This window comes from Sphingobium sp., assembly GCF_033795625.1.
Taxonomy (GTDB): domain Bacteria; phylum Pseudomonadota; class Alphaproteobacteria; order Sphingomonadales; family Sphingomonadaceae; genus Sphingobium.
In genome coordinates this window covers 12,582-34,152 of sequence record NZ_JARYGI010000031.1, presented here as the reverse complement: position 1 = coordinate 34,152, position 21,571 = coordinate 12,582, and the positions used below count along the sequence as shown (strand labels likewise).

At 62.4% G+C, this 21,571-nt stretch carries 20 protein-coding genes; 13 read left to right on the top strand and 7 right to left on the bottom strand.

Going from position 1 to position 21,571, the window contains the following annotated elements:
- Positions 1 to 32: 32 nt before the first annotated feature.
- From QHC67_RS14230 to QHC67_RS14220, 3 genes are read right to left on the bottom strand one after another with little or no spacing between them, the layout of a single operon-like run.
- Entirely contained in the window at positions 33 to 2,861 is a 2,829-nt protein-coding gene (locus QHC67_RS14230) for a cation-translocating P-type ATPase (RefSeq protein WP_319295329.1), read from the bottom strand.
- Positions 2,862 to 2,901: 40 nt separating this feature from the next.
- Positions 2,902 to 4,449 (bottom strand): AAA family ATPase, encoded by a 1,548-nt coding sequence (locus tag QHC67_RS14225; protein WP_319295328.1) that lies wholly within the window; start codon positions 4,447 to 4,449, stop codon positions 2,902 to 2,904.
- 8 nt (positions 4,450 to 4,457) lie between these two features.
- Positions 4,458 to 4,967, bottom strand: coding sequence for an Hsp20/alpha crystallin family protein (locus QHC67_RS14220; protein WP_319295327.1), 510 nt, complete (start codon positions 4,965 to 4,967; stop codon positions 4,458 to 4,460).
- 345 nt (positions 4,968 to 5,312) lie between these two features.
- Between QHC67_RS14220 and QHC67_RS14215 the strand changes: the two genes are divergently transcribed.
- Positions 5,313 to 5,492, top strand: a complete 180-nt coding sequence (locus tag QHC67_RS14215; RefSeq protein ID WP_319295326.1) for a hypothetical protein — start codon at positions 5,313 to 5,315, stop codon at positions 5,490 to 5,492.
- On the opposite strand, the gene QHC67_RS14210 is transcribed toward QHC67_RS14215, so the two are convergent.
- On the bottom strand, positions 5,493 to 6,755 hold the full coding sequence (locus tag QHC67_RS14210; RefSeq protein WP_319295325.1) for a DUF4010 domain-containing protein: 1,263 nt from the start codon (positions 6,753 to 6,755) through the stop codon (positions 5,493 to 5,495).
- A gap of 430 nt (positions 6,756 to 7,185) precedes the next feature.
- Here QHC67_RS14210 and QHC67_RS14205 point away from each other — a divergent pair, with 430 nt between their 5' ends.
- The 6 genes from QHC67_RS14205 to QHC67_RS14180 all read left to right on the top strand — a co-directional run bounded on the left by QHC67_RS14205 (position 7,186) and on the right by QHC67_RS14180 (position 12,447).
- Entirely contained in the window at positions 7,186 to 8,685 is a 1,500-nt protein-coding gene (locus QHC67_RS14205; RefSeq protein WP_319295324.1) for a PAS domain S-box protein, read from the top strand.
- Complete coding sequence (locus QHC67_RS14200; RefSeq protein WP_319295323.1) at positions 8,675 to 9,289, top strand: response regulator transcription factor; 615 nt, start codon at positions 8,675 to 8,677, stop codon at positions 9,287 to 9,289. Before QHC67_RS14205 ends, QHC67_RS14200 begins: the two co-directional genes overlap by 11 nt.
- An 85-nt stretch (positions 9,290 to 9,374) precedes the next feature.
- Entirely contained in the window at positions 9,375 to 9,785 is a 411-nt protein-coding gene (locus QHC67_RS14195; protein ID WP_319295322.1) for a response regulator, read from the top strand.
- Positions 9,782 to 10,195 carry a hypothetical protein gene (locus QHC67_RS14190; protein WP_319295321.1) on the top strand — a complete coding sequence of 138 codons (414 nt, stop codon included), beginning with the start codon at positions 9,782 to 9,784 and terminating at the stop codon, positions 10,193 to 10,195. Before QHC67_RS14195 ends, QHC67_RS14190 begins: the two co-directional genes overlap by 4 nt.
- A gap of 104 nt (positions 10,196 to 10,299) precedes the next feature.
- Positions 10,300 to 11,931 carry a response regulator gene (locus QHC67_RS14185; protein WP_319295320.1) on the top strand — a complete coding sequence of 544 codons (1,632 nt, stop codon included), beginning with the start codon at positions 10,300 to 10,302 and terminating at the stop codon, positions 11,929 to 11,931.
- 111 nt (positions 11,932 to 12,042) lie between these two features.
- Entirely contained in the window at positions 12,043 to 12,447 is a 405-nt protein-coding gene (locus tag QHC67_RS14180; RefSeq protein ID WP_319295319.1) for a group II truncated hemoglobin, read from the top strand.
- Between the two features lie 1,565 nt (positions 12,448 to 14,012).
- Here the strand turns inward: QHC67_RS14180 and QHC67_RS14175 are convergent.
- Together QHC67_RS14175 and QHC67_RS14170 are read right to left on the bottom strand one after the other, a co-directional pair.
- Positions 14,013 to 14,126, bottom strand: coding sequence for a hypothetical protein (locus QHC67_RS14175; RefSeq protein WP_319295318.1), 114 nt, complete (start codon positions 14,124 to 14,126; stop codon positions 14,013 to 14,015).
- Positions 14,117 to 15,412, bottom strand: coding sequence for a bifunctional enoyl-CoA hydratase/phosphate acetyltransferase (locus QHC67_RS14170; protein ID WP_319295317.1), 1,296 nt, complete (start codon positions 15,410 to 15,412; stop codon positions 14,117 to 14,119). Before QHC67_RS14170 ends, QHC67_RS14175 begins: the two co-directional genes overlap by 10 nt.
- 335 nt (positions 15,413 to 15,747) lie before the next feature.
- Here QHC67_RS14170 and QHC67_RS14165 point away from each other — a divergent pair, with 335 nt between their 5' ends.
- Together QHC67_RS14165 and QHC67_RS14160 are read left to right on the top strand one after the other, a co-directional pair.
- Positions 15,748 to 16,239 carry a GNAT family N-acetyltransferase gene (locus QHC67_RS14165; protein WP_319295316.1) on the top strand — a complete coding sequence of 164 codons (492 nt, stop codon included), beginning with the start codon at positions 15,748 to 15,750 and terminating at the stop codon, positions 16,237 to 16,239.
- 45 nt (positions 16,240 to 16,284) lie between these two features.
- Positions 16,285 to 17,271, top strand: coding sequence for a zinc-dependent alcohol dehydrogenase family protein (locus QHC67_RS14160; RefSeq protein WP_319295315.1), 987 nt, complete (start codon positions 16,285 to 16,287; stop codon positions 17,269 to 17,271).
- Between the two features lie 63 nt (positions 17,272 to 17,334).
- Here QHC67_RS14160 and QHC67_RS14155 read toward each other — a convergent pair whose 3' ends face one another.
- The gene (locus QHC67_RS14155; protein ID WP_319295314.1) at positions 17,335 to 17,910 is read right to left on the bottom strand and encodes an NAD(P)H-dependent oxidoreductase; all 576 of its coding nucleotides are present in this window, start codon (positions 17,908 to 17,910) and stop codon (positions 17,335 to 17,337) included.
- Between the two features lie 287 nt (positions 17,911 to 18,197).
- On the opposite strand from QHC67_RS14155, the gene QHC67_RS14150 reads away from it, so the two are divergent.
- The 4 genes from QHC67_RS14150 to QHC67_RS14135 all read left to right on the top strand — a co-directional run bounded on the left by QHC67_RS14150 (position 18,198) and on the right by QHC67_RS14135 (position 21,447).
- Positions 18,198 to 19,235, top strand: coding sequence for a zinc-dependent alcohol dehydrogenase family protein (locus QHC67_RS14150; protein WP_319295313.1), 1,038 nt, complete (start codon positions 18,198 to 18,200; stop codon positions 19,233 to 19,235).
- Between the two features lie 102 nt (positions 19,236 to 19,337).
- A complete protein-coding gene (locus QHC67_RS14145) occupies positions 19,338 to 20,159 on the top strand; it encodes a universal stress protein (RefSeq protein ID WP_319295312.1) in 822 nt (273 codons plus the stop codon).
- A gap of 128 nt (positions 20,160 to 20,287) precedes the next feature.
- Positions 20,288 to 20,494, top strand: a complete 207-nt coding sequence (locus QHC67_RS14140; RefSeq protein ID WP_319295311.1) for a hypothetical protein — start codon at positions 20,288 to 20,290, stop codon at positions 20,492 to 20,494.
- Between the two features lie 146 nt (positions 20,495 to 20,640).
- Positions 20,641 to 21,447, top strand: coding sequence for a universal stress protein (locus QHC67_RS14135; protein ID WP_319295310.1), 807 nt, complete (start codon positions 20,641 to 20,643; stop codon positions 21,445 to 21,447).
- Positions 21,448 to 21,571: the final 124 nt, after the last annotated feature.

The window sequence follows — 21,571 nt, the reverse complement described above, 5'->3', positions numbered from 1 at the left end:
CGCTGTCGCCGGAGCTCAGGCTCCGGCGACAGTCAGGGCGCCGCCAGGCTCGGTGCGAGCGCTGCGCGCCGAGGTCGGTAGAGTCTTGAGGCCGCAAGCAATATCTCACGCGCCCAGATGATCGAACTGGCGACTGCGGCGCAGGCAAGCCAGTCGGACAGGCCCAGTGGCACCGTCGAAAATGCTGCCTGCAGAACGGGAAGCTCCACAACGGCGAGCTGAAGGAGGAGCGACAGGGCGAGGGCGATCCACAGCCATCGGTTCGACAAGAGATGCGGGCTAAGGATGCTCCTGCTGCCGGCATGCGTGGCGACCGCGTTGAGCAGCTGGAACAGCACCAGGGTCGTGAATGCCATCGTCTGCGCATAAGCAAGCGACCCCGACCCTGCGATCAGGCCATCCGGCAGGGAGGCGTCGAAGATCGCCAGCGTACCGATCGCCATCAACAGCCCGGTGGCTCCGATTCTCGTCCACATGACAGGGGTAATGACGTTCTCGTCGGCGCGCCGCGGCGGCATGTGCATCACCGAGCTTCCGACGCGGTCGAGCCCAAGCGCGAGCGCCGGAGCGCCGTCTGTGATAAGGTTGATCCAGAGAATCTGGACTGCGAGCAGCGGTAGCGCGAACGTCCCTTCCGCATGGGCTGTCAGCCCGATCAGCCCGGCCAGGAGAACTCCGAAGAACATCGTGATGACCTCGGCGATGTTCGACGACAACAGATAGGACAGGAACTTGCGGATATTGGCGAAGATACCGCGCCCTTCTTCGATGGCGGCGATGATCGTTGCGAAATTGTCGTCCGCCAACACCATGTCCGAAGCCTCCTTCGCCACGTCCGTGCCGGTAATCCCCATAGCGATTCCGATGTCGGCCGTCTTGAGCGCAGGTGCGTCGTTGACCCCATCGCCTGTCATGGCCACGACATTGCCGCCGCGCCGCAGCGCCTGAACGATCCTGAGCTTGTGCTCCGGAGCCACCCGCGCATAGACCGATGTCGTCAGGACCAGCGTATCCAGATCCCGGTCCGTTGCCGAGCCGATCTCACTGCCGGTCGCAACCGCAAGGTTCGAGCCGATGCCCAATTCGGTCGCGATAGCGCGCGCGGTCGCCGGATGGTCGCCAGTGATCATGATTGGCCGAATGCCAGCGCGATGGGTGGCGGCGACGGCCAGCTTCGCTTCTTCTCGCGGAGGGTCCATGATCCCGACCAGCCCAAGAAAGACCAGATTTCGTTCAAGGTCACAGCCTCGCTGGACATTGACCGCTATATCGGTTTTCCTGGCTAGCCCCAGCGGCCTCAGCCCGCGCGCTGCCATTTCGTCGACAGCCTCGAGAATGGCTTTCCTCCGATCGACACCGAGCGGCCGCTCTTGCCCCCCCTTGAGCTCGGCGGTGCACAGGCCAATCAGGACATCGGGTGCGCCCTTGGTGAAGACACAAGCCTCGGCGCCCGCATCCAGCATCTTGTGCACGGTGCTCATCAGCTTGCGCTCGGACGAGAAGGGCTCCTCTCCGCGGCGGGGTAGCCTCCTTTCAAGCACCTCCTGTCGGAGACCTGCCTTCTGTGCGGCGACGATGAGGGCGCCCTCGGTCGGGTCTCCCTTGATCGTCCACCGTCCATCGCTTTCAAGCACGGTTGCATTGTTGGCGCAGACACCCGCCGTCAGAAGGGCATGCAGATCAGCGGCCAAGGCCTCGTTCGGCGCCTCGCCCTGGGACGTGGTGACCTCGCCAGAGGGGGCATAGCCAGTTCCGGTCAGGACCGCGCTACCACTCGCGGTTTGAATGAAGCGGACCGTCATCTCGTTGCGGGTGAGCGTTCCGGTCTTGTCCGTGGCGACGACTGTCGCGGACCCCAGTGTTTCGACGGCCGCGAGGGATCGCACGATAGCCTTGCGCTTGGCCATGCGCTGTACCCCGATCGACAGGACAGCGGTCACAATCGCCGGCAAGCCCTCGGGGACTGCCGCTACGGCAAGCGCCACGCCCAAGATAAAGATCTCGAAGACCGCGGACATGCCGGCTACGTCCCGGGTCAGGAAAAGCGTCGCCACCATGATGACAGCGATGATGATGACAGCGACGCCCAGCCACTTCCCGATCCGATCCAGTTCCAGCTGCAGCGGCGTGCGCGTGTCCCGCGTGGAAGCGAGCAACCCGGCGATGCGGCCGATCTCTGTCCGACTCCCGGTCGCAGTCACCACCGCCGTGCCGTGCCCGCAGGTTACCGCCGTGCCGCTGAAAAGCATGTCGGTTCGGTCGCCGAGCGCGGCTTCCTGCGGCGCTGGATCGAGCGCTTTGGGGACCGGCAGGCTTTCGCCCGTCAGCGCTGCCTCTGCGATTTGCAGGCCTGCCACCTCCACCAATCTGCCATCGGCAGGAACCGTTTCACCTTCCTCTACAAAGAGGATGTCACCCGGCACCAGTTCGGCGGCGTCGATCTGTACCAACTGGCCGTCGCGTTTCACGCTCGCATATTTGGCGGTCATCTGTCGCAGCGCTGCCGCCGCCCTGTCCGCCCGCTCCTGCTGCACATAACCCATCAGCGCATTGAGAATGATGATCGCGAGGATTGCGAAGGCTTCATAGGGCGCGGGCGCTTCGCGCTCGATCCACCAGAGCAACGCGGAGATTGCCGCTGCGGCGATCAGCAGGAGGACAAGGCGATCGCTGAACTGCGCGACAAGCTTGGTGAAGCGAGACGCTTCCTTGCGAGGTTCCAGCGTGTTCGGCCCATGGGCCGCGAGGCGAAGCCCGGCGTCCGCGCTACTCAACCCGCGGGCTGCGTCCGACTGGAACGTCTGGACGACCGCTTGCGCGCTCAGCGCATGAGGATAATCAGCCGTGTGCTTGCCGTTCATTGTCCGGTGCCTCTTTGATACGTTCTGTCGAGGACGCCGGCTAAGCCAGATCAAGCGCCTTTCGAACCCGGGACGCACTCTCGATGCGATCCCCTCCCGCATCAACCCTGCGCCATTGTCCAAGTTCACCGATATCGTAATCTGCTTGAAGCTGCGCGACGGCGGCATCTGCATCGGATGCGTCGTTCTTCCGCTTCCCAACGCGGCTTGCCAGGACGGGCAACGGCGCCTCCAGCCAAACTCCCGTGAACGGCGCGCCCTGTCGCGAGGCCAGCCTTTCGGCCGATTCTCGCTCCGCTTCCTTGGCGAAGACGGCATCCAACAGCACCGAATGCCCACATTCGAGGGCCGAGGCGGCAAGGCTTTCGACCGCCTTATAAACCGCCATACTCGCCTCGGGCGTGTAAGCGCTTTTCGGCAGCGGCATTTCCGGCCTGAGTTCGTGAAGACGCTTGCGGATAACGTCGGAGCGAATGATCCGTGCGCCTGGTGGCTGACCTATCTCATGGGCGATCATCCGGGCGATCGTTGATTTGCCGGTGCCAGACAAGCCGCCCACCGCGATCAGCCGTGGAGCGGCAGGCTTCAGGAGTTCGCCGGCCGCCAGCAGATAGGCGCGTGCGCGCTCGCGCGCGGCGGAGTCCGGCCCCTGGCGTTCGGCCAGCGCCGCCAGCGCGTGGGCACGAATTGTGGCGCGCACCGACATCAAAAGCGGCATCAGCGCTAGCCCGCCTTCGTCCGGGGTGGACAGATCGAGATAGCGGTTGAGCAGCAAATTGGCTTCGCAGCCGAGCTGGCGCTGCCAAAGATCCATCAGCAGAAAGGCGAGGTCATAGAGGACGTCGCTCGTGGCAAGTCGTTCATCGAACTCGAGACAATCGAACAGGACCGGTTCGCCGTCGATGACGGCGATGTTGGCCAGGTGGAGATCCCCGTGCCCATGCCGAATCCTGCCTTCACGCGCGCGGCGGTCGAGCAATGCCGCGTGGCGCGCCGCTAGCGCGACCTGACGATCAATCAATTGTCGTACGTCCGTTGCCGGCAGGATGCTCGGGTAGCGCGCCATGCTTTCGGCATTGCCGCTGATGACCCTGGAGAGACGCGCGTGCCCTTCCGCGTCGGCGCTGCGCTCGGCTGCCTGATGAAACGTTGCAATCTTATCGGCGAGTTCGATGGTCAGGGCTTCCGTAAGCCGCCCATTCAAGGTCTGGTGTTCGAGCAACGCTTCGTCGGGAAAGCGCCGCATCTCGAGCAGCCAGTCGACAGGCTTGCCAATGCCGTCCAGGCCGAGGCAGCCACGTGCGTCACGGCAAAGCGGGTGGACGGCCAGGTAGAGGTCGGGCGCCGTCCTGCTGTTCAGCGCAAGCTCAGCCTCAAGCGCGCTTCGGCGCCGGTCCGGCGTGGAGAAATCCAGATAGCCGAGCTGAACGGCCCGTTTCATCTTCCATGCCCGATCGCCGGCCAGAAAGATATGAGCCGCGTGAGTATCGATCCGGCGTGCGCGCTCGCCCGGCCACAGGACGCCGTCGGCCTCAAGAAAGGCGACGGAGCTGGCCTGGGAATCCGTCGCGTCGACCAGCTCCGTCATCTAAGCGCCTAACCCTTTCCGATCTCGATCTTGCGACTGCGCGACGGCACATTCTCATCCTTCGCGAGCGTGACATGGAGAACGCCGTCCTTGAACTCGGCGCTGATCGCCTGCTGGTCAACGTCGGCCGGCAAGGCGACCTGTCGTTGAAACGATCCGTAGCACCGCTCGCTGATCAGAACGCCCTTTTCCTCGCGCTCGCTTTTCTCCTTCTTCTCGCCCTTGATCGTGAGCGCGTCGCCGGCAACGCTGAGCTCGATGTCCTGCTCGGTGAGACCAGGAAGCTCGGCGGTGAGCTTATAACTCTTCTCGTCTTCGACAAATTCGATGGCAGGGGATGGCACCGTGTTGTCTTGGCGGCCGAAGTTGAAAAAGCTGGGGCTGGTCGGGCCAAAATTCTCGAATAGCTGATCAATTTCCGAGCGCAGCCATTCCATGGGCGCGCCGAAGGCGGAAGCGTTCCGGATCGGTGCCGGCGACGCTGCGTTCCTGCTTTGGACAGAGGTCGGTTCGTTCATTGCACATCTCCTCAGAAGCGAGCTACAGGGTCTTGCAGCGTGACGATCCGGCCATTCAGCCGTGTCTGGCGGATCACATCGCCCGGCCCCGAAGCATCCAGACTCCTATGACCGCCCACATGCGGGCGCCATCAAGAAGTCTACGAAGGAAACATCGTTGCGGCCGGCCTGATCCCGGACCATCAACATTTTGCCCTAGTCAGTGCACCCTTGGCGTCGGCTTCGCGATCAGCCTTAGCGGGACGCTGCATACTTCCTACCTGCGCTAGTCCGCATAGTTGTTCATGACGTCGTTCGCGGGATGTGCTTGAATGTGAATTCGACCCATTCACAAGGAACTTTCCCATGGCGACTCAGCCCGGCGCTCCCGAGCCCGATATCATTCAGCCGCAGTCACCACCCGAGACGCCTGCGCCGCTGCAACCCGACGAAATGCCGCTGCCTGGCGATCCGATGATCCCGGCCGAGCAGCCCGACTTCGACCAACCCGACATCTCTCCACCGGAGTTCCCTCAGATCCCGTGATCACAGGAGCGATGAAGCCGCGCCGATCCCGATGGCTGAGGCGAGGACGGAGGCAAGGAGCGGCGCTGCCGCTTTCCAACCTTGATTACGCGGGCCAGCGATGACCAGAGCTAACACGGCCTTGAACGCGGTGTTGGCAAGCACCGGCACTGCCAGCACCAGTCCCGCGGTCCGGGCATCAAGCGTCTCCTTCGGCATCCCGGCAAGCGTCAACACCGCGGCATCGACATCCATGAGCCCTGTCAGCCCCAGGGCGACAATGATTCCTTCATCACCAAACCGGTCGAGCGCCCAGCGTGCGATAACCGCCATGACGGCGACCAATCCCGCCAGCAGGACCGCGGGACGAAAATCCAGAGGGTTGCCGAGCGAAAGCTCGCTCGCCTCATTTGGCTTCCGTCCGGCCCGAACTGCCAGCAAAGTCGTGAGGGCACCGACCAGGAAGGCCGGGATCATTGCTATCGCCAGTGACCGGCCCGCCGAGGACACGAGCATCATCGTCAAGACCTGCACGCGCAGAAACATTACCAAGGAGGCAAGCGCGATCCCCGCGATCAACGCGCCGGCAGGGCCGTCTCCATCCCGCAGGCGCCGCGCATACGCGGCTGTCACCGCCGTGGAGGAAACGAGTGCGCCGCACAGCGCCGTTATCATGATGCCCCGCTCCGGCCCCAGACGGCGCGACGCGACATAGCCCAGAAAGGAGAGGCCAAGGACGACGACAACCACCATCCAGATCTGGCGCGGGTTCCAAGCGTCGAACGGGCCGTAGCTTTGGTCCGGCAGCAGGGGCAGGACGACCAGCGCGACCAGCGCGAATCTTGCGATCGATTCCACCTCGGCCTCGCTCATGCCCTTGAGCATGGCGTGGGCCTTTCCACGCATCGTCAGCACCAGCGTGGTCACGGCGCCAAGCGCCAGGGCCTCGCTGACCATATTCCTGGTCGCCAGAAAACCGAGCGCAAGCGTGATCACGGCAACGAGCGTACCGGTAACCGAAAGGCTCGACTGCCGCTGCAGCGCGCTTCGATAGCCCAGCACCAGGCTGGCGAGAATCGCAAGACAGAAGACCGCCGCCATCAGTTCGGGAAGCAGTCCAGCGAGGCCGCCCGCCAATCCCAGTAACGCGAATGTGCGCAGTCCGCTCACCCGGCCGCCGTCGGACGCCTGACGCTGGCGCCATCCTCGCTCGATGCCGATCAAGATGCCGACGGCGAGCGATGCGGCTAGACCGCGAACTATTGTGGCATCAAGCAGGATCATGCGCCCGGCTTTTTACCAATGCCGACCGCACCATCTTCTCGCGGTTTGTCCCCGTGCTGTACAATCGTCATCTTCAACCGATCAGTTCCATTGTAGGCGGGACCTGGCGCGAGCCTTCCCGTCGCGGCGCAAGGCCGCAAAAGATACGCGCCCGAAGCTGCCTGCCTAACTGATCGCCGCAAGAGGAGCGAGCCTCAAGCGCAGGTGGCCGATCGCATGCGGACTTGCTATGCCATCGGGAAAGCCGCGAAGCTCATCGAATTTCGCAGCATCAATTAGCAGATCGGGCCAAGTGGTGCGGGTATCGGATATTATCGTCAGGCGAATTTGCCGCGCCAGTGCGTCGAAGCGGGTGAGGGGGCGCGATGATGACTCTCGACCCTAAAGGCTTCGTGGCCGGTACGCGAGGTTCTTTGAAGGTCGTTGTTCCATGACGGCCGAGGAGCTGATCCTGCTCATAGATGGCGTCCAGGATTACGCCATCTGCATGCTCGATCCGGAGGGACGGGTCGTGATCTGGAACGAAGGCGCGCGGCAGCTCATGGGGTGGACGGCGGCTGAAGTTGCCGGCCAGCCGATCGCCTTCTGCTATCCCGCCGACGCCCAGGAACTCGGCCGCCCTGCGGCCGAGCGCGAAGCCGCGCGCGAGAACGGACGCGCCGAGTTCGACGATTGGCGGGTTCGTCGGGACGGAAGCGAATTCCTGGCACATAGCTCGATCACCGCGCTTTCCAGCGGCGCCGGCGAATTGCACGGCTTTGCCATGGTCACACGCGACATCACGGATCAGCGGGCCAACGAAGCGGCCTTGCGAACCAGCGAAAACCACCTTCGCTCGATCCTCTCGACGGTTCCCGACGCCATGATCGTGATCGATGAGCAGGGGCTTATCCTCTCCTTCAGCGCCGCAGCGGAGCGGCTGTTCGGATATGATCAGGCAGAGGTGGTCGGCGCGAACGTCAGCATGCTCATGCCCTCGCCTGATCGTGAACGCCATGACGGTTATCTCACACGCTATCTCACCACCGGCGAACGGCGCATCATCGGGATTGGCCGCGTCGTCTTTGCCCAGCGCAAGGACGGCTCGACCTTCCCGATGGAGCTTGCCGTCGGTGAGGCGACGGGTGAGGGGCAGAGGCTCTTCACTGGATTTATTCGGGATCTGACCGACCGCCAGCGGACCCAGGAGAAGCTGGAAGAGCTGCAGTCGGAGCTGATCCACGTCGCGCGGGTAAGCGCGATGGGCACCATGGCGTCGACACTGGCCCACGAGCTCAATCAGCCGATCACCGCAGTCGCCAATTATGTCGAGGCGATCAGGGACCTGCTTGGGGATCTGGATCCCGCCGATTTGCCGATGATCCGGGAAGCCTTGCAGGACGCCGCAGGCGAGGCGATGCGGGCCGGCCACATCGTGCGGCGCCTCCGCGACTTCGTGGCGAGAGGCGAGGTGGAAAAGACGGTCGAGAAGCTGCCGCTCTTGATCACTGAGGCAGCTGCGTTCGGCCTCATGGGCGCCAGCGAAAAGTCGATCGATACCCGCTTCGATATCGATCATGACGCCGCGGACGTCCTTGTCGACAAGATCCAGATCCAGCAGGTGCTGGTCAACCTCATCCGCAACGCCGTCGACGCGATGAGCCAGTCTCCCGAGCGGGTCTTGACCGTGTCGACGGGCCCGGAGCAGGCCGGGTTCGTTCGTGTGTGCGTGGCCGACACCGGCCCAGGCGTCGCTCCTGAAGTCGCTCCCCAGCTTTTCACGGCCTTTGTCAGTACGAAGAGCGAGGGGATGGGCCTGGGCCTCTCCATCTGCCGCACCATCGTCGAGGCCAATGGCGGCCGCATCTGGATGGAGCCCAACGCCAAGGGAGGTACAAGTTTTTGTTTCACATTGCTAAGAGCGGAGCCGGAGAAGCTGGATGGTCGATAATCGCGTAATTCACATAGTCGATGACGAAGACGCCATACGGCGCTCGGCGGGCTTCATGCTCAAGACGTCCGGTTTTTCGGTGACGACCTGGGCTTCGGGCATCGAGTTCCTCAAGAATGTGAAGCATGCGGAGACCGGGTGTATTCTTCTGGACGTCCGGATGCCCGAGATGGACGGGCTGGAAGTGCAGCAGACACTGGCAGAGCGGGGCGTCGCGATGCCGATCGTGGTCCTGACCGGGCATGGCGACGTATCGATCGCGGTTCGCGCGATGAAAGCCGGTGCGGTCGACTTCATCGAGAAGCCGTTTGAAAAGGCGGTCCTGCTGGGTGCCATCGAGAGAGCCTTCGAGCGACTCAACGACGCCGAGGGCCGCGCCAGCCGCGCAGCCGACGCAGCGGTGCTCATCTCCGGGCTAACCGCACGTGAGCAGGATGTTCTCAAGGGCCTCGCCCAGGGCCTCCCCAACAAGACGATTGCTTATGATCTCGGCATATCGCCGCGCACGGTCGAGGTGCATCGCGCCAACCTCATGACCAAGCTCAATGTGCGCAGCTTGTCCGAAGCGCTGCGCATCGCCTTCGCCGCCGGCATCGAGGCCTGAGCCTCAGGACGATTACGTAGCGACGGCCAATACGATTGATGACATCTGCTGACGACCAGCAATCGCGCTGGATAAATGGTGTCTCATGACTGGCGAGATCAAGCCAAATTCTGCTCAGCAGCAACGGCGGCTGCTCCTGGTCGAAGACGATCCCGGCGTGCGGCGATCGCTTCAGCTTCTGCTCCGCGCACGCGGCTTTGACGTGCGCGCGTATGCCGCCGGCGCGGCTCTGCTTGCCGATCCCTTGGCGAACCAGGCCTGCTGCTTTGTGGCGGATTACAGCATGGATGAGCTTGACGGCTTGGAGGTGCTGACACGGCTTAAGTCGCGGGGATGGGCCGGGCCGGCGATCCTGATCACCGCCTTTCCTACCCCAGCGCTCAAGAACCGGGCCATGGCAGCGGGCTTCAGCGTGGTGCTCGAGAAACCGTTTCGAGAGCATGTGCTTGCCGACACAGTCACCAGATTGACCGGTCAAACCGGGACGTTCGTATGATCGCGTGCGGTCGTGACGCCGCAGCCGCCCAGCCTGCGCTCTTGATCGGCATCGGACCCGATACTGCGTTCGATGTCGCGCGTCAGATCCGTTCCGACCTGATCACATGGCAAGGCAACTACCCAAGCTTTACCGCGCTGGATCAGGCACCTGCGTTCAGCGGGCCTGTCATTCTCCTTGCTGATGTGGACGGCGGATTCGACGCCCTGGATCATGTCCTGGAAGAGCATCAGCGAGGCGCCCCTCGCCCGCCGATGATCATCCAGATCAGCAAACCTGCCGTCCGCGCCGCCGTCACGGCCATGCAGCGCGGCGCGATCGATGTTCTAGTGAAACCCTACACGATCCCGCGATTAGCTTCGGCGCTCAGGGACGCCGTACAGCTTCGCCGGGTGCTTCGCTTTTCATAGCGTTCGATTGAGCGTCCCTGCCAAGCTGAGCAGGGTCAGCGTCAACTTGGTTTCCGCCAGACTGAAGAGTTGATACGTAGTGGCGGCCCAATGAGGACGCCTGCATGGTTATGGACGTTATTGCTTCCGCGCAAGTCATTCGCAAGCGGCCTCTTTGGGGCTTCGCTATAGCAGCGCTGTTGACGTTTCTGGCCTTCCTGCTGCGGATAATCTTCGGCGCGTCCCTGGATCAGTCTCCCTATCTCGCATTTCTTGCCGCCGTTGGCCTGGCGACGCTGGTGGGAGGCCGCGGAACTGGGATATTCGCGACTGTTCTTGCCGCGCTTCTGGCGCAATGCTTTCATGGGTCGAGCCTGTCATGGCCAACCTGGCCTGACGAATGGGTGCCGCTGTTCGTCTTCGCGCTCACCGCGGCCGCGATCATTGCCGTGATCCACGTGATGCAAAGCGCTCATGAAATTCGCCGCCAGAGCGAGACGGCGCTGCAGCGCATGAACGAAGAGCTCGAGCAGCGCGTCGCCGAGCGTACGGCTGCGCTTCAGACCGAGATCAGCGAACACACAGCGGCACAGGCTCAGCTGCGGCAGATGCAGAAGATGGAATCGATCGGTCAGCTGACCGGCGGCATCGCGCACGATTTCAACAATATGTTGGCGATCATCATGGGCTCGCTCGATATCGCGCGCAGGCGTCTTAAAGGCGATGAACACCCGAAGGTCGCCGAATGCCTCGATCACGCGTCCGAGGGAGCGCGCCGGGCGGCCGATCTTACCGCCCGATTGCTCGCCTTTTCCCGCCAGCAAGCGCTCGAACCGCAGGCGCTCAATCTCAACAAGCTTGTCGGCAACATGTCAGAGATGCTCCGCCGTACATTGGGGGAGCATATCCGAATCGAGACCGTTCTGGCGGGCGGCCTCTGGCATGCCTTCGCGGATGCCGGTCAGCTCGAAAACGCGATCGTCAACCTGGCAGTCAATGCCCGCGATGCCATGGAAGGCGGCGGGCGGCTGACGATCGAAACTGCCAACGCCGACCTCGATGACCGCTATGCGCTGCTGCATGACGAGGTCGCTCCCGGTCAGTATGTGCTCGTTAGCATTAGCGACACCGGGACGGGCATGCCGGTCGAGGTGATCGAGCGCGCTTTTGAACCCTTCTTCACCACCAAGGGGGTAGGCAAGGGAACCGGTCTCGGCCTCAGCCAGGTGTTCGGCTATATAAAGCAGTCTGGCGGCCATGTGAAAATCTACTCCGAGATTGGTCAGGGCACGACCATCAAGCTTTACCTGCCGCGGCATCTTGGCGCTTCGGTCCCGCCGGAAGGGGCAGGGGACCGCGCCATCCTTCCCTTTGCTGCCGAGGGGCAAAACAATATTCTCGTGGTGGAGGATGACGACGAAGTCAGGCGCATGACCGTCGCGGCTCTTGAAGAGCTTGGCTACAAGATCCTGGAGGCTTCCAGTGCGCGTCAGGCTCTCGACATCGTGAAAGAGGGTCATGCGATCGATCTTCTCTTCACCGATATCGTGATGCCGGAGATGAACGGCCGCGAGCTTGCCGACCAGGCGCGCGCGCTCAAGCCCGACCTTCGAGTGCTGTTCACGACCGGCTACACGCGCAACGCGGTCGTCCATAACGGCATGCTGGATGCCGGCGTGGTGCTGCTGAGCAAGCCGTTCACGCTTGAGCAACTCGCCCTCAAGGTACGATCTTTGCTCACGCCGGCTGCGGGCTGAAGATTTGGCGCCTTTGATCGTGATCAAATCTGCGAGCCGCCGCGACCGCTAGTCTGGCGTGACAGTGCGCCCAGGGCTGAAGCCCCTCGAGACGGCGGCCCAGGAGGATGAATGGCGACGAGCGCGAGCGACGTAAGAGAAACACCGTTCGACATGGTGGGCGGCGCGACGGTCGTGCGGCAGGTCGTCGATCTCTTCTATGATCTCATGGACCGCGACCCGGCCTATGCTGCGCTCCGCTCGCTGCATGCCCCCGACCTGGCGCTGATGCGTGAGTCCCTGGCCGGATTCCTCAATGCCTGGCTTGGAGGACCGCGCGACTGGTTTACAGAGCATCCGGGGGTGTGCGTGATGTCAGCGCATGCCAAGATCCGTGTAGACCGGGAAACCGCCGACCAGTGGATCGACGCCATGGGCCGGTCAATCGCCGATAGTCCGATTGACCCGCAATTGGGCGCGCGAATGATCGAAGCCCTGTCAGGCATGGCGAGCGGGATGGTCCGCTCGCCAAGCTAGGCAGGGCTCCGGAGGCGATTGCATTGACCTGGTTGGCTCGTCAGTTCATTTCTTGCCGTTCGTGCCGGCGATCCCCGCTTCGCGCTTCGGTTTCACCTGTTTCGAATCTAACGCCGATCGAGGGCGTCAGCGATGGACACATAATTGACCACTAGGGTGAAGAGGGCAAACGCGCCCAGCACGAGATACAGGAAATTGTCGCCGAAAAATCCGAGCATGAATGGCCTCCTTGTCGGAAGACTTCATCGGCCTGATCGGACACGCGATGGTTTGATCGAAATCAAAAACTGTCCTCCGCGTCGAAAACCGAAGCGGTATGTAGCCCAATTGGTCTCTTTACCGCTCGTCCGTGCTCTGGAGGCGTTACGGCGTTGACCTCGTCGTTGCCGCGACCTTCGCCGGGCAAGTGGGCGATACTACGCGTTTCGAAAACCCACGCCAGCTATCTCGGCCTGGTGCAGACCCAGCCAGCGATCGACTGGCGCATCTGTAAAGCGAGGCAGCATCCCCAAGGCCGGTAACAGCCGCGTCCGTCACATGTCCGTAGAAAATGCATGGACCTATCGCCACCCCCCTCCGAAGATCGACGTGAAGACACTCTGCATCCATGAGCAGATCGCACCAGCGCTGCGGGCCCTGTCCCCACCTCTGCGCGATCATCTGCAAAGCCCCGCTATCCGGCCGCCCAGGCCCTCACCTCAGGCGTTGACAGTGGACATCAGAGCGGTGTTCTCAGGTCAAAGCCATTCAAGGCATGATGCTGGCTCGCCCCACCCGCTTTGGATCATGTGTTTGTCTGATGGTCAGCAGGCCGCAGGGCTATCTCCTAGCTTCGACTGAAAAGCTTCAGTTCGGCCAATCTCGGCTAGCTAGCCGCATAGTGTCAGCGGGGCGAGCGAAGTGACATAATGTAAGCTGTGGCCATATCAGCCTCCTCCTCGGTGAGATGGATCGACATCGCTAATGGTGTATCGTGTCCGTCAAGAAAAAACTCGCGTAGCGTGTCGCGCTTGAACCCCATATCGTTCGCGACCGCCACAAAACTGGGGGCCTGCGGATTGGGCGGCTCCACTCCCGGTCGGAGCGCATGACAGCCGCTGCATTGCGCTTCGACGAAAGAAAGCGCGCGCGCATCTGGCGTTTGCGGGGTAGTAGGAAGGGCGGCGATTGAACTTGAGGTAGAAAGTTCCTTCCCGGCGGGTAGGCACGCGTTCAACAGGACCGGGGTCAGTACAATAGCCCATCGGGGAAATGGCATGGCGATCCTTTCTGGGGCGAGGGAGCGAAACACTGTACTCATTCTTCGGCCTTATTGCCAAGCTGCCAGCGTGAATGCTGTTAGCAAAGCTCAGGAATGGCGCATGTCGTTCAGGCAGCCGTCACTGTGCCTTTATATCGAACGCGCTCACGATCTGCCTGCAGCACCGACTTTGATCCGGTCCCGTATGCCTGCACCGACCAAGGTGTTGTGCACGAAGGGCAGCCACTTTCGGATCGGCGCTCCCCAATGACCAGTTGTCGGAAGCCATCATCGGCCGGGTGGGACAAAAATGGCTTGGTCGAAATCAATAATCGTCCGCTGCGCAGAGAAGCGCAGCGGTATGCAGCGCGATCATTCGCTCCTCGTCGGTGGGGATGACGTAGATCGCGACCGCGCTTTCGGACGTGCTTATGCGCATCTCGTTCCGCGCGTTCGCCGCCGCGTCGATCTTGAGGCCACACCGGCGGCGTCGGCCCCACCCAGGAAAGTCAGCTGCTTGGCCAGCATGTTTCCGGCTTCAAGATTGGGGACGACCAGTATCTCAGCCTTGCCTGCAACCGGTGAAACGATCCCCTTCTCGCGCGCGGCCGCTTCGCTGATGGCATTGTCGAGCGCAAGCGGTCCGTCGAGGATGCCGCCGACAATCTGTCCGCGATCGGCCATCTTGCACAAGGCAGCTGCATCGAGCGTGGAGGGCAGGTCGGGATTGACGGTTTCGACGGCCGACAGAATGGCGACCTTCGGGACCTCGATGCCGATCACATGGGCAAGATCGATGGCGTTGCGGATGATGTCGGCCTTGTCCTTGAGCGAAGGCAGGATATTGACGGCCGCATCGGTGATGATGAGGGGGGATGAGCGACCCGCAACGTCCATGACATAGGCGTGGCTGATGCGTCGTTCTGTCCTGAGGCCAGTGGTGGCCGAGATGACGGCGGCCATGAGCTCGTCGGTATGCAGCGACCCCTTCATCAAGAGCTTGGCCTCACCGGCGCGCACCAGCGCGACGGCCTTCGCCGCCGCGTCATGGCTATGGTCGGCCGCAACAAGCCGGAAAGCGGAAATGTCGCAGCCCGCCTCCGCAGCCGCCGCACGAAGCTTCTTTTCCGGACCCACGAGGATCGGCTCAATCAATCCGGCTTTCGCCGCCTCGATAGCTGCGGCGATGGCATGCGCGCTCGAGGGATGTGCAATGGCCGTCGGCAGCGGCGCCTGGCCCTGCGTCCTCTCGATGAGTTGCCGGTATCGATCGTGGGTCGATATGCTGACGTCGGGTAATGCAGATCGTACATAGCGCAGCTTGGTTTCCGGCGCTTCGACCTCCGCCCGGCCGAGCACGACGTCCTCGCCATTCTGGTTCTGGCATCGGCATTCGAAGACGATCACGCCGTGCTCGGGATGCTTTTCGACAACCCTTACCGAGGCGGTGATCGTGTCTCCCAGTCGCACCGGGAGAACAAATTGGAGCGACTGGCTGCGATAAATCGCGCCTGCCCCCGGCAACTGCGTCCCGAGCACGGCGGCGATCAGTCCACCGCCCCACATCCCATTGGCAACCGCATCCGGGCCATCCGGATCGGCATCGCCCGTTGCGAGCCCAAAGAGCTGCATATCGCTGAGCGACAGGGTCCGGATCAGGCGTGCCTGATCGCCGACCGCGATCTCGTCGAATGTTCGGTTTTCGATGAAGTCGTCGCCCATCATGCCTCGCTGCTCCGACGGCGGTAGCGTGCTCGCTTCTCAACCGCCCCGTCGTTTCCGACTCTTCTACACAGCTTGCGCGGCGATGCCTCCCATTGAGACGCGGCTGGGTGCAACTTTGCACTCGGGTCATCTCTTTTCCGTTCCGCCTCGACCTTAAGCTCAGGCTTCACATGGCGGAACTTGCCCTTCTGCGGTACATTACGGATCGGCGTTCCTGCACAAAGCTGGCAGACTCCAGGTTCGGGTCAATGTCCGCGGGGGTAGCGTAGGCCTGAGCGGCGACCGGAAGCGCTAGCAGAATTGGAGTGTGTACAATGTCCGAAAGCCAAGGGTCGGTGTCGCTGGTGACACTCTCGGGTTTGAGTCTTTCCGTCCGGCCCGTTCGCGCGGACGACGGTCCGCTGCTCAAGGCTTTTTATGCGCGGGTGACAACGGATGATCTGCGCTTCCGCTTCCTGTCGGGCGTAAACCAGGTCTCCGACGACCAGATAATGCTCATGACCAATGTCGATCACAAGCAGACCGAGGATTTCCTGGCCTTTGCCGGCGACGAACTGGCGGCGACTGCCATGGTGGCAAAGGATCCTTCTGGTGAGCGTGCGGAGGTGGCGATCTCGGTGAGAGCCGACTTCAAGCAAAAGGGCATTGGCTGGACCCTGCTCGACCATGCGGCACAATATGCCAAGGCGAGTGGCGCCAAGACGCTCGAGGCGGTGGAAAGCCGGCAGAACCAGCCGGCGATCAGTGTGGAAAGAGACTTCGGCTTCTCCATCAAGCCCTATGATGGGGATTCGACGCTGGTGATCGTCACCAAGCAGCTCAGCTAGAAATACGAGCGCTTGAGCGAAGTGGGTCAACCGCCAAGAGTGAGCATGGAGGCGATGGAGCTGGGCGCCGTCGGCGCCCCGTTGCAGCCCGTTACGCGCGCTGTTCCGCGGCCGGGAACTCGCGAGCTGCTGATCAGGGTAACGGCCTGCGGCATCTGCCGGACCGATCTGCACATCGTTGACGGCGAAGTCAGGGCGCATCTGCCGATCATCCCCGGTCACGAGATTGTTGGAGTGGTCGAACAGGTCGGAGCTGATGTTCACACGTTTCGACCTGGCGATCGCGTGGGCGTCCCCTGGCTGGGGCATAGCTGCGGTATTTGCGACTATTGCCGAGCTGGCCAGGAGAATCTGTGTGATACGCCTGGATTCACCGGCTGCACGTGCGACGGCGGCTATGCAACCCATGCCGTGGCGGATGCCGAATACTGCTTTGCGATTCCCGACTGCTTTTCTGATGCCGAGGCGGCCCCATTGCTCTGTGCTGGTCTCATCGGCTGGCGGGCGCTGCGGGCGGCGGGGGAGGGCAAGCGCATCGGCCTCTACGGCTTTGGGGCGGCGGCGCACATCATCGCACAGATCGCAGTTTGGCAGGGGAGGGACGTCTTTGCGTTCACCAAGCCCGAAGATCGTCATGGGCAGGACTTTGCCCGTTCGCTGGGGTGCATCTGGGCGGGCGCTTCCGACGACCCACCGCCTGTGAGGCTTGACGCGGCTATCCTTTTCGCTCCGGTCGGGGCGCTGGTGCCGCAGGCATTACAGGCGATCCGCAAGGGCGGAAGCGTCATCTGCGCGGGCATCCACATGAGCGACATACCGCAGTTTTCCTATCAGGACCTCTGGGGCGAACGCTCGATACGATCGATTGCCAACCTGACCAGGGAGGATGGCGAGAGCTTCTTCGCCATCGCGCAGCAGGCGCAAGTCAAGACCAGGACGACGAGCTTTCCCTTGCGGCAGGCCAATGCTGCTCTTGCAGCGCTGCGCGCGGGGACGCTGGACGGTGCAGCCGTGTTGATTCCGCTGCCCTGATGACCATCACCGCTTGTCCGGCATAGAAGCGGCAGCGGTTACATTGCGGCTTGCGGTCGGCGGCTAGATTGCCCGTTGACCAAGCTTTCGAATATGAGCGAGCCACCGCTCTCGCCGACCGGCATTCTCGACGGCACCTATGATCGAATGGCGAACCGGGCTGACGCCAGTGAAAGCCAGTATGTTCCGCTCGAGGCTCTTGAGGCTGTGGGCGCGATAGACCAGCCGATAGAAGAGCCCTGGCATACCCATCGTGACGATCACCCGGGCTGATCGGCCGCGCAGCAGCTTCTCAGGAAGCCCGTGGTCTTTGTACCGGAACGCGAAGCTGGGTCTCGCCACCTGTTCCAGAAAGGCCTTGAGCAGGGCAGGCATGTCACCCAGCCATAGCGGATAGAGGATCACCAGATGTTCGGCCCATCTGATAGCGGCCTGCGCGCGCTCGATATCGGCAGGCACGGGGCCGTCCTGCCATTGCGCCTGCGAGCGCAGCACAGGAAAGTCGAGCTCAGCGACTGTGATCCGCTGCACCTCATGGCCGGCCGCGCTCGCGCTCTGCTCATAGACTTGCGCCAGAGCATGGACGAAGCGTTCCGCACCAGGATCTGGATGGCCGTCGAGTATGGTGATGCGCGTCATAACTCCGAACTGCCTCTTCTCCCGCGCGCTTGCGATCCGTAACTGTCCTTAACGGTGTGCTGGCATTGTGGCAGTTCGCTTTTCGCCCAAACGCTCTTTTTCCGCGTCTGAGGGGTCAGAAGCCATTGGGTTAGCTCAAGCCCGACCTTAGGTCGTAACATTACGGAGTGAATGCCGGGTGGGCTTCGCGCATGGTCCGGCGCTCTGGACGGAAGCACGTTGAAGTCGTGCTTGTCCGAGGCGGGATTGCACCACGCGGAGCGCCCTCAAAATCGACGGAGAACAGCATGAAAGCGCTAGTGTATCACGGCCCCGGTCAGAAGAGCCTCGACGAACGGCCGATGCCGGCGGTTCAGGCGCCGGGCGACGCCATCGTGCGTATCACGAACACGACAATCTGCGGCACCGACCTTCATATCCTCAAGGGCGATGTTCCGACCTGCGAACCCGGACGGGTGCTCGGTCATGAAGGCGTCGGGATAGTCGAGTCCGTGGGTGACGCGGTTTCCCGCTTCGGGCCGGGTGATCATGTCCTCATTTCCTGCATCACGTCCTGCGCCCGGTGCGACTATTGCCGGCGCGGCATGTATTCGCACTGTGCCGATGGCGGCTGGATCCTTGGAAACGTGATCGACGGCACGCAGGCCGAGTTCGTCCGCATTCCGCACGCCGACAGCAGCCTGCATGCGATTCCCGCCGGCGGGGATGAGGAAGCACTCGTGATGCTCAGCGACATCCTTCCGACCGGCTTTGAATGTGGCGTGCTCAACGGGAAGATCGCGCCGGGCAGCACGGTGGCGATCGTCGGCGCCGGGCCGATCGGCCTGGCCACGCTTCTCACCGCCCAGTTCTACTCACCCTCGCGCATCATCATGATCGATCTGGACGACAATCGGCTTGCTGTGGCGCGCAAATTTGGTGCCACCGACACGCTCAACAGCGCACAGGATGATGTCGCCAACAAGGTGATGAGCCTCACCGAAGGACGGGGCGTCGACGCCGCGATCGAAGCGGTCGGCATCGCCGCGACGTTCGAGCTGTGCGCGCAGATCGTCGCCCCCGGCGGCGTCGTGGCAAATGTCGGTGTGCATGGCGCCAAGGCGGACCTGCATCTCGAACAGCTCTGGTCGCGCAACATCACCATCACCACGCGTCTGGTCGATACAGTCAGCACGCCGATGCTGCTCAAGACGGTTGCGGCTGAGCGTCTACGGCCCGAACAACTTGTGACCCACAGGTTCGACCTCGCTCATATCATCGATGCCTATGACACATTCTCGCGAGCTGCCGAGTCGCAGGCTCTCAAGGTAATCATCAAGCCCTGACGACCTGCGATTGCCTGCGAACGCGATCGTCCGCGAGAATGTCACGGTGCGCTTAAGCTGGCTCCGCAAGACTGGACACGAAACCACGGGAAGGACGACGAGATGGCGCTCACAGATCTATTGGCTGTCGTTGACACAGGCGATGCTGACAGCAATTTCATCAGTAACGCACTGCGCTTCGCTGAGCTTCACGATGCGCAGCTCACTTTCCTGATCATCTCGGTGATCCCGTCGGGCGACTATGCGGGCGTCTATGGGCCGCCGTACATTATTCTTTCCGATTTCACCGAAGCGGTCGCAGCCAAGCAAGAGAGGCTTGGCGAACTGACGCGTCGCGCAAAGGTGGAGGTCCGCACGATATCAGAATTGCCCGAGACGATCTTCGCAACAGCCAGCATCCAGGCGCGCTATGCCGATTTGGTGCTGTTCGGACCGGAGGCCAGCTTTGGTTATCCGCCCGTTCGTCGCGAGGTCCTCGAAACCATCCTTTTCGCGTCGGGCCGGCCGGTCCTGGTCCTGCCGGACCATTATGCGCCGAGAATAATCGCGCATTTTGCGGTCGGCTGGAATGCAACGCGTGAGGCAACGCTTGCGCTGCGCGACGCCATGAAGATCGCGGCACCGGGTGCGAAGGCGGACGTGCTCGTGCTCGCGGGCCGGCCGAGCAGCAAGGGACATGGCTCGGACCCCGGCGCCGACATAGGCCATCATCTCGCGCGGCACGGCTTTCTGTCCACGGTCTACCCGCTCGAGCGCAGCGAGGCGCCCGACGGCGAGGTTCTGGTCAACGCCGCCCGGCAACATGGTGCTCAACTGCTGGCGCTGGGTGCCTATGGCCATTCACGTTTTCGTGAAATGATCCTGGGCGGGGTCACTCGCGAGCTCCTCGGGGGCGGGCCCATCCCGATCCTATTTTCGCATTAGCTGCGTGTCCGTTTGCCTCTCTTGCGCTGTCAGCGGCCGCCACGCGGCTCAGGGTCTCTACGTATGAACACGTAGCGCCTCTGACGAGCGCGCCGCATACACTTCTCCACCTTGGTGAGGGGGAAGTGATGGAAACCGGTGAGCGGCCTGAGCAAGGTGCCAACCCGCCAGTCGTAGTCGAAGACGACCGGCACGAAGCGCAACGTCTGATCGCGGAATATGGTCGTCAGGCACCCCAATATCTCGTCGATCGGATGCAGAGTGCGCTGCGCGCCGACGACGATGCCGGGGCACGGCGCTTTGATCGAATTTCGAAGCTGATCCAGCTTGGGTAATCGTCGCTGAAACGGTGAGATGAACTGGCCGGCTAGCCTTGTCGACTGCGATGGGCGTGAAGAAGCCCATCCGTATAGTTCCTGATATTCTTCATAAGCGCACGAGACCACCAACAGATGAAAGCAAGGCATGAGTGGAGCGTGCGATGAAGAACATCCTGTTGCTGGTGCACGACGATGAAGGCCAGGAGGGCCGGCTTCAGGCGGCGCTCGACCTGACGCGAGCGGTTGACGGTCATCTCGCCTGCCTGGACATCGTGGCCATCCCGGCAACGGTGGGAGATCCGCATATGGCGAACGCCAGTGCGATCCTCCTGCAGGACGAGCGCGCGCGCGAGGATGACCACATCGCCAACATCGAGGCTCGGCTGCGCCATGAAGATGTGTCCTGGGATCTGTGCGCGGCAACCGGCGACTTTGCGCCGGCGGTGAAGGAAGCTTCCGACCTGGCCGATGTCATCGTCGTGAACTGCGCTCTCCCGACCAGCGCGCGCCGCGATCTGCGCGAACTGGCGACGGAGTTGATCCTGCGGTCCGGCAAGCCGATCCTGGCCGTTCCAGAAGAATGCCGATCGCTTAAGGTGACGGGCAAGGCAGTGGTGGCATGGAACGGTTCGGCCGCCAGCACCGCAGCACTCCAGGCCGCGATCCCCCTGCTGCAGTGCGCCGAATGCGTCATTCTCATCGAGATTGAGGACGGCCATGTCGAAACCTCGGCGCGAGACGCGGCAGCCTATCTGTCGCGCCATGACATCCATCCACTTATTCGCTTTGAAAGGCCGCGCGGCCGGTCGGTGGCCGACATTCTTTTGGCGGAGATCCGCGAGCGGCGAAGCGATTACCTCGTCATGGGCGGGTACGGGCGGTCGCGGCTGGCAGAAGCGCTGTTCGGAGGAACAACCCGCGCCCTGCTCAAGGAAAGTCCGGTGCCGCTATTCCTCGCGCACGGATAGCCAGGGCAGGCGGCAAGCTGAGCGTTCGGTAGACTCGAGACCGCACCGTTCAAACGATCAAGCATGACACTTTACCCTCGGGCAAAGTGTCATAGACGACAAAGTCGCATCCTTCTGGTGATCA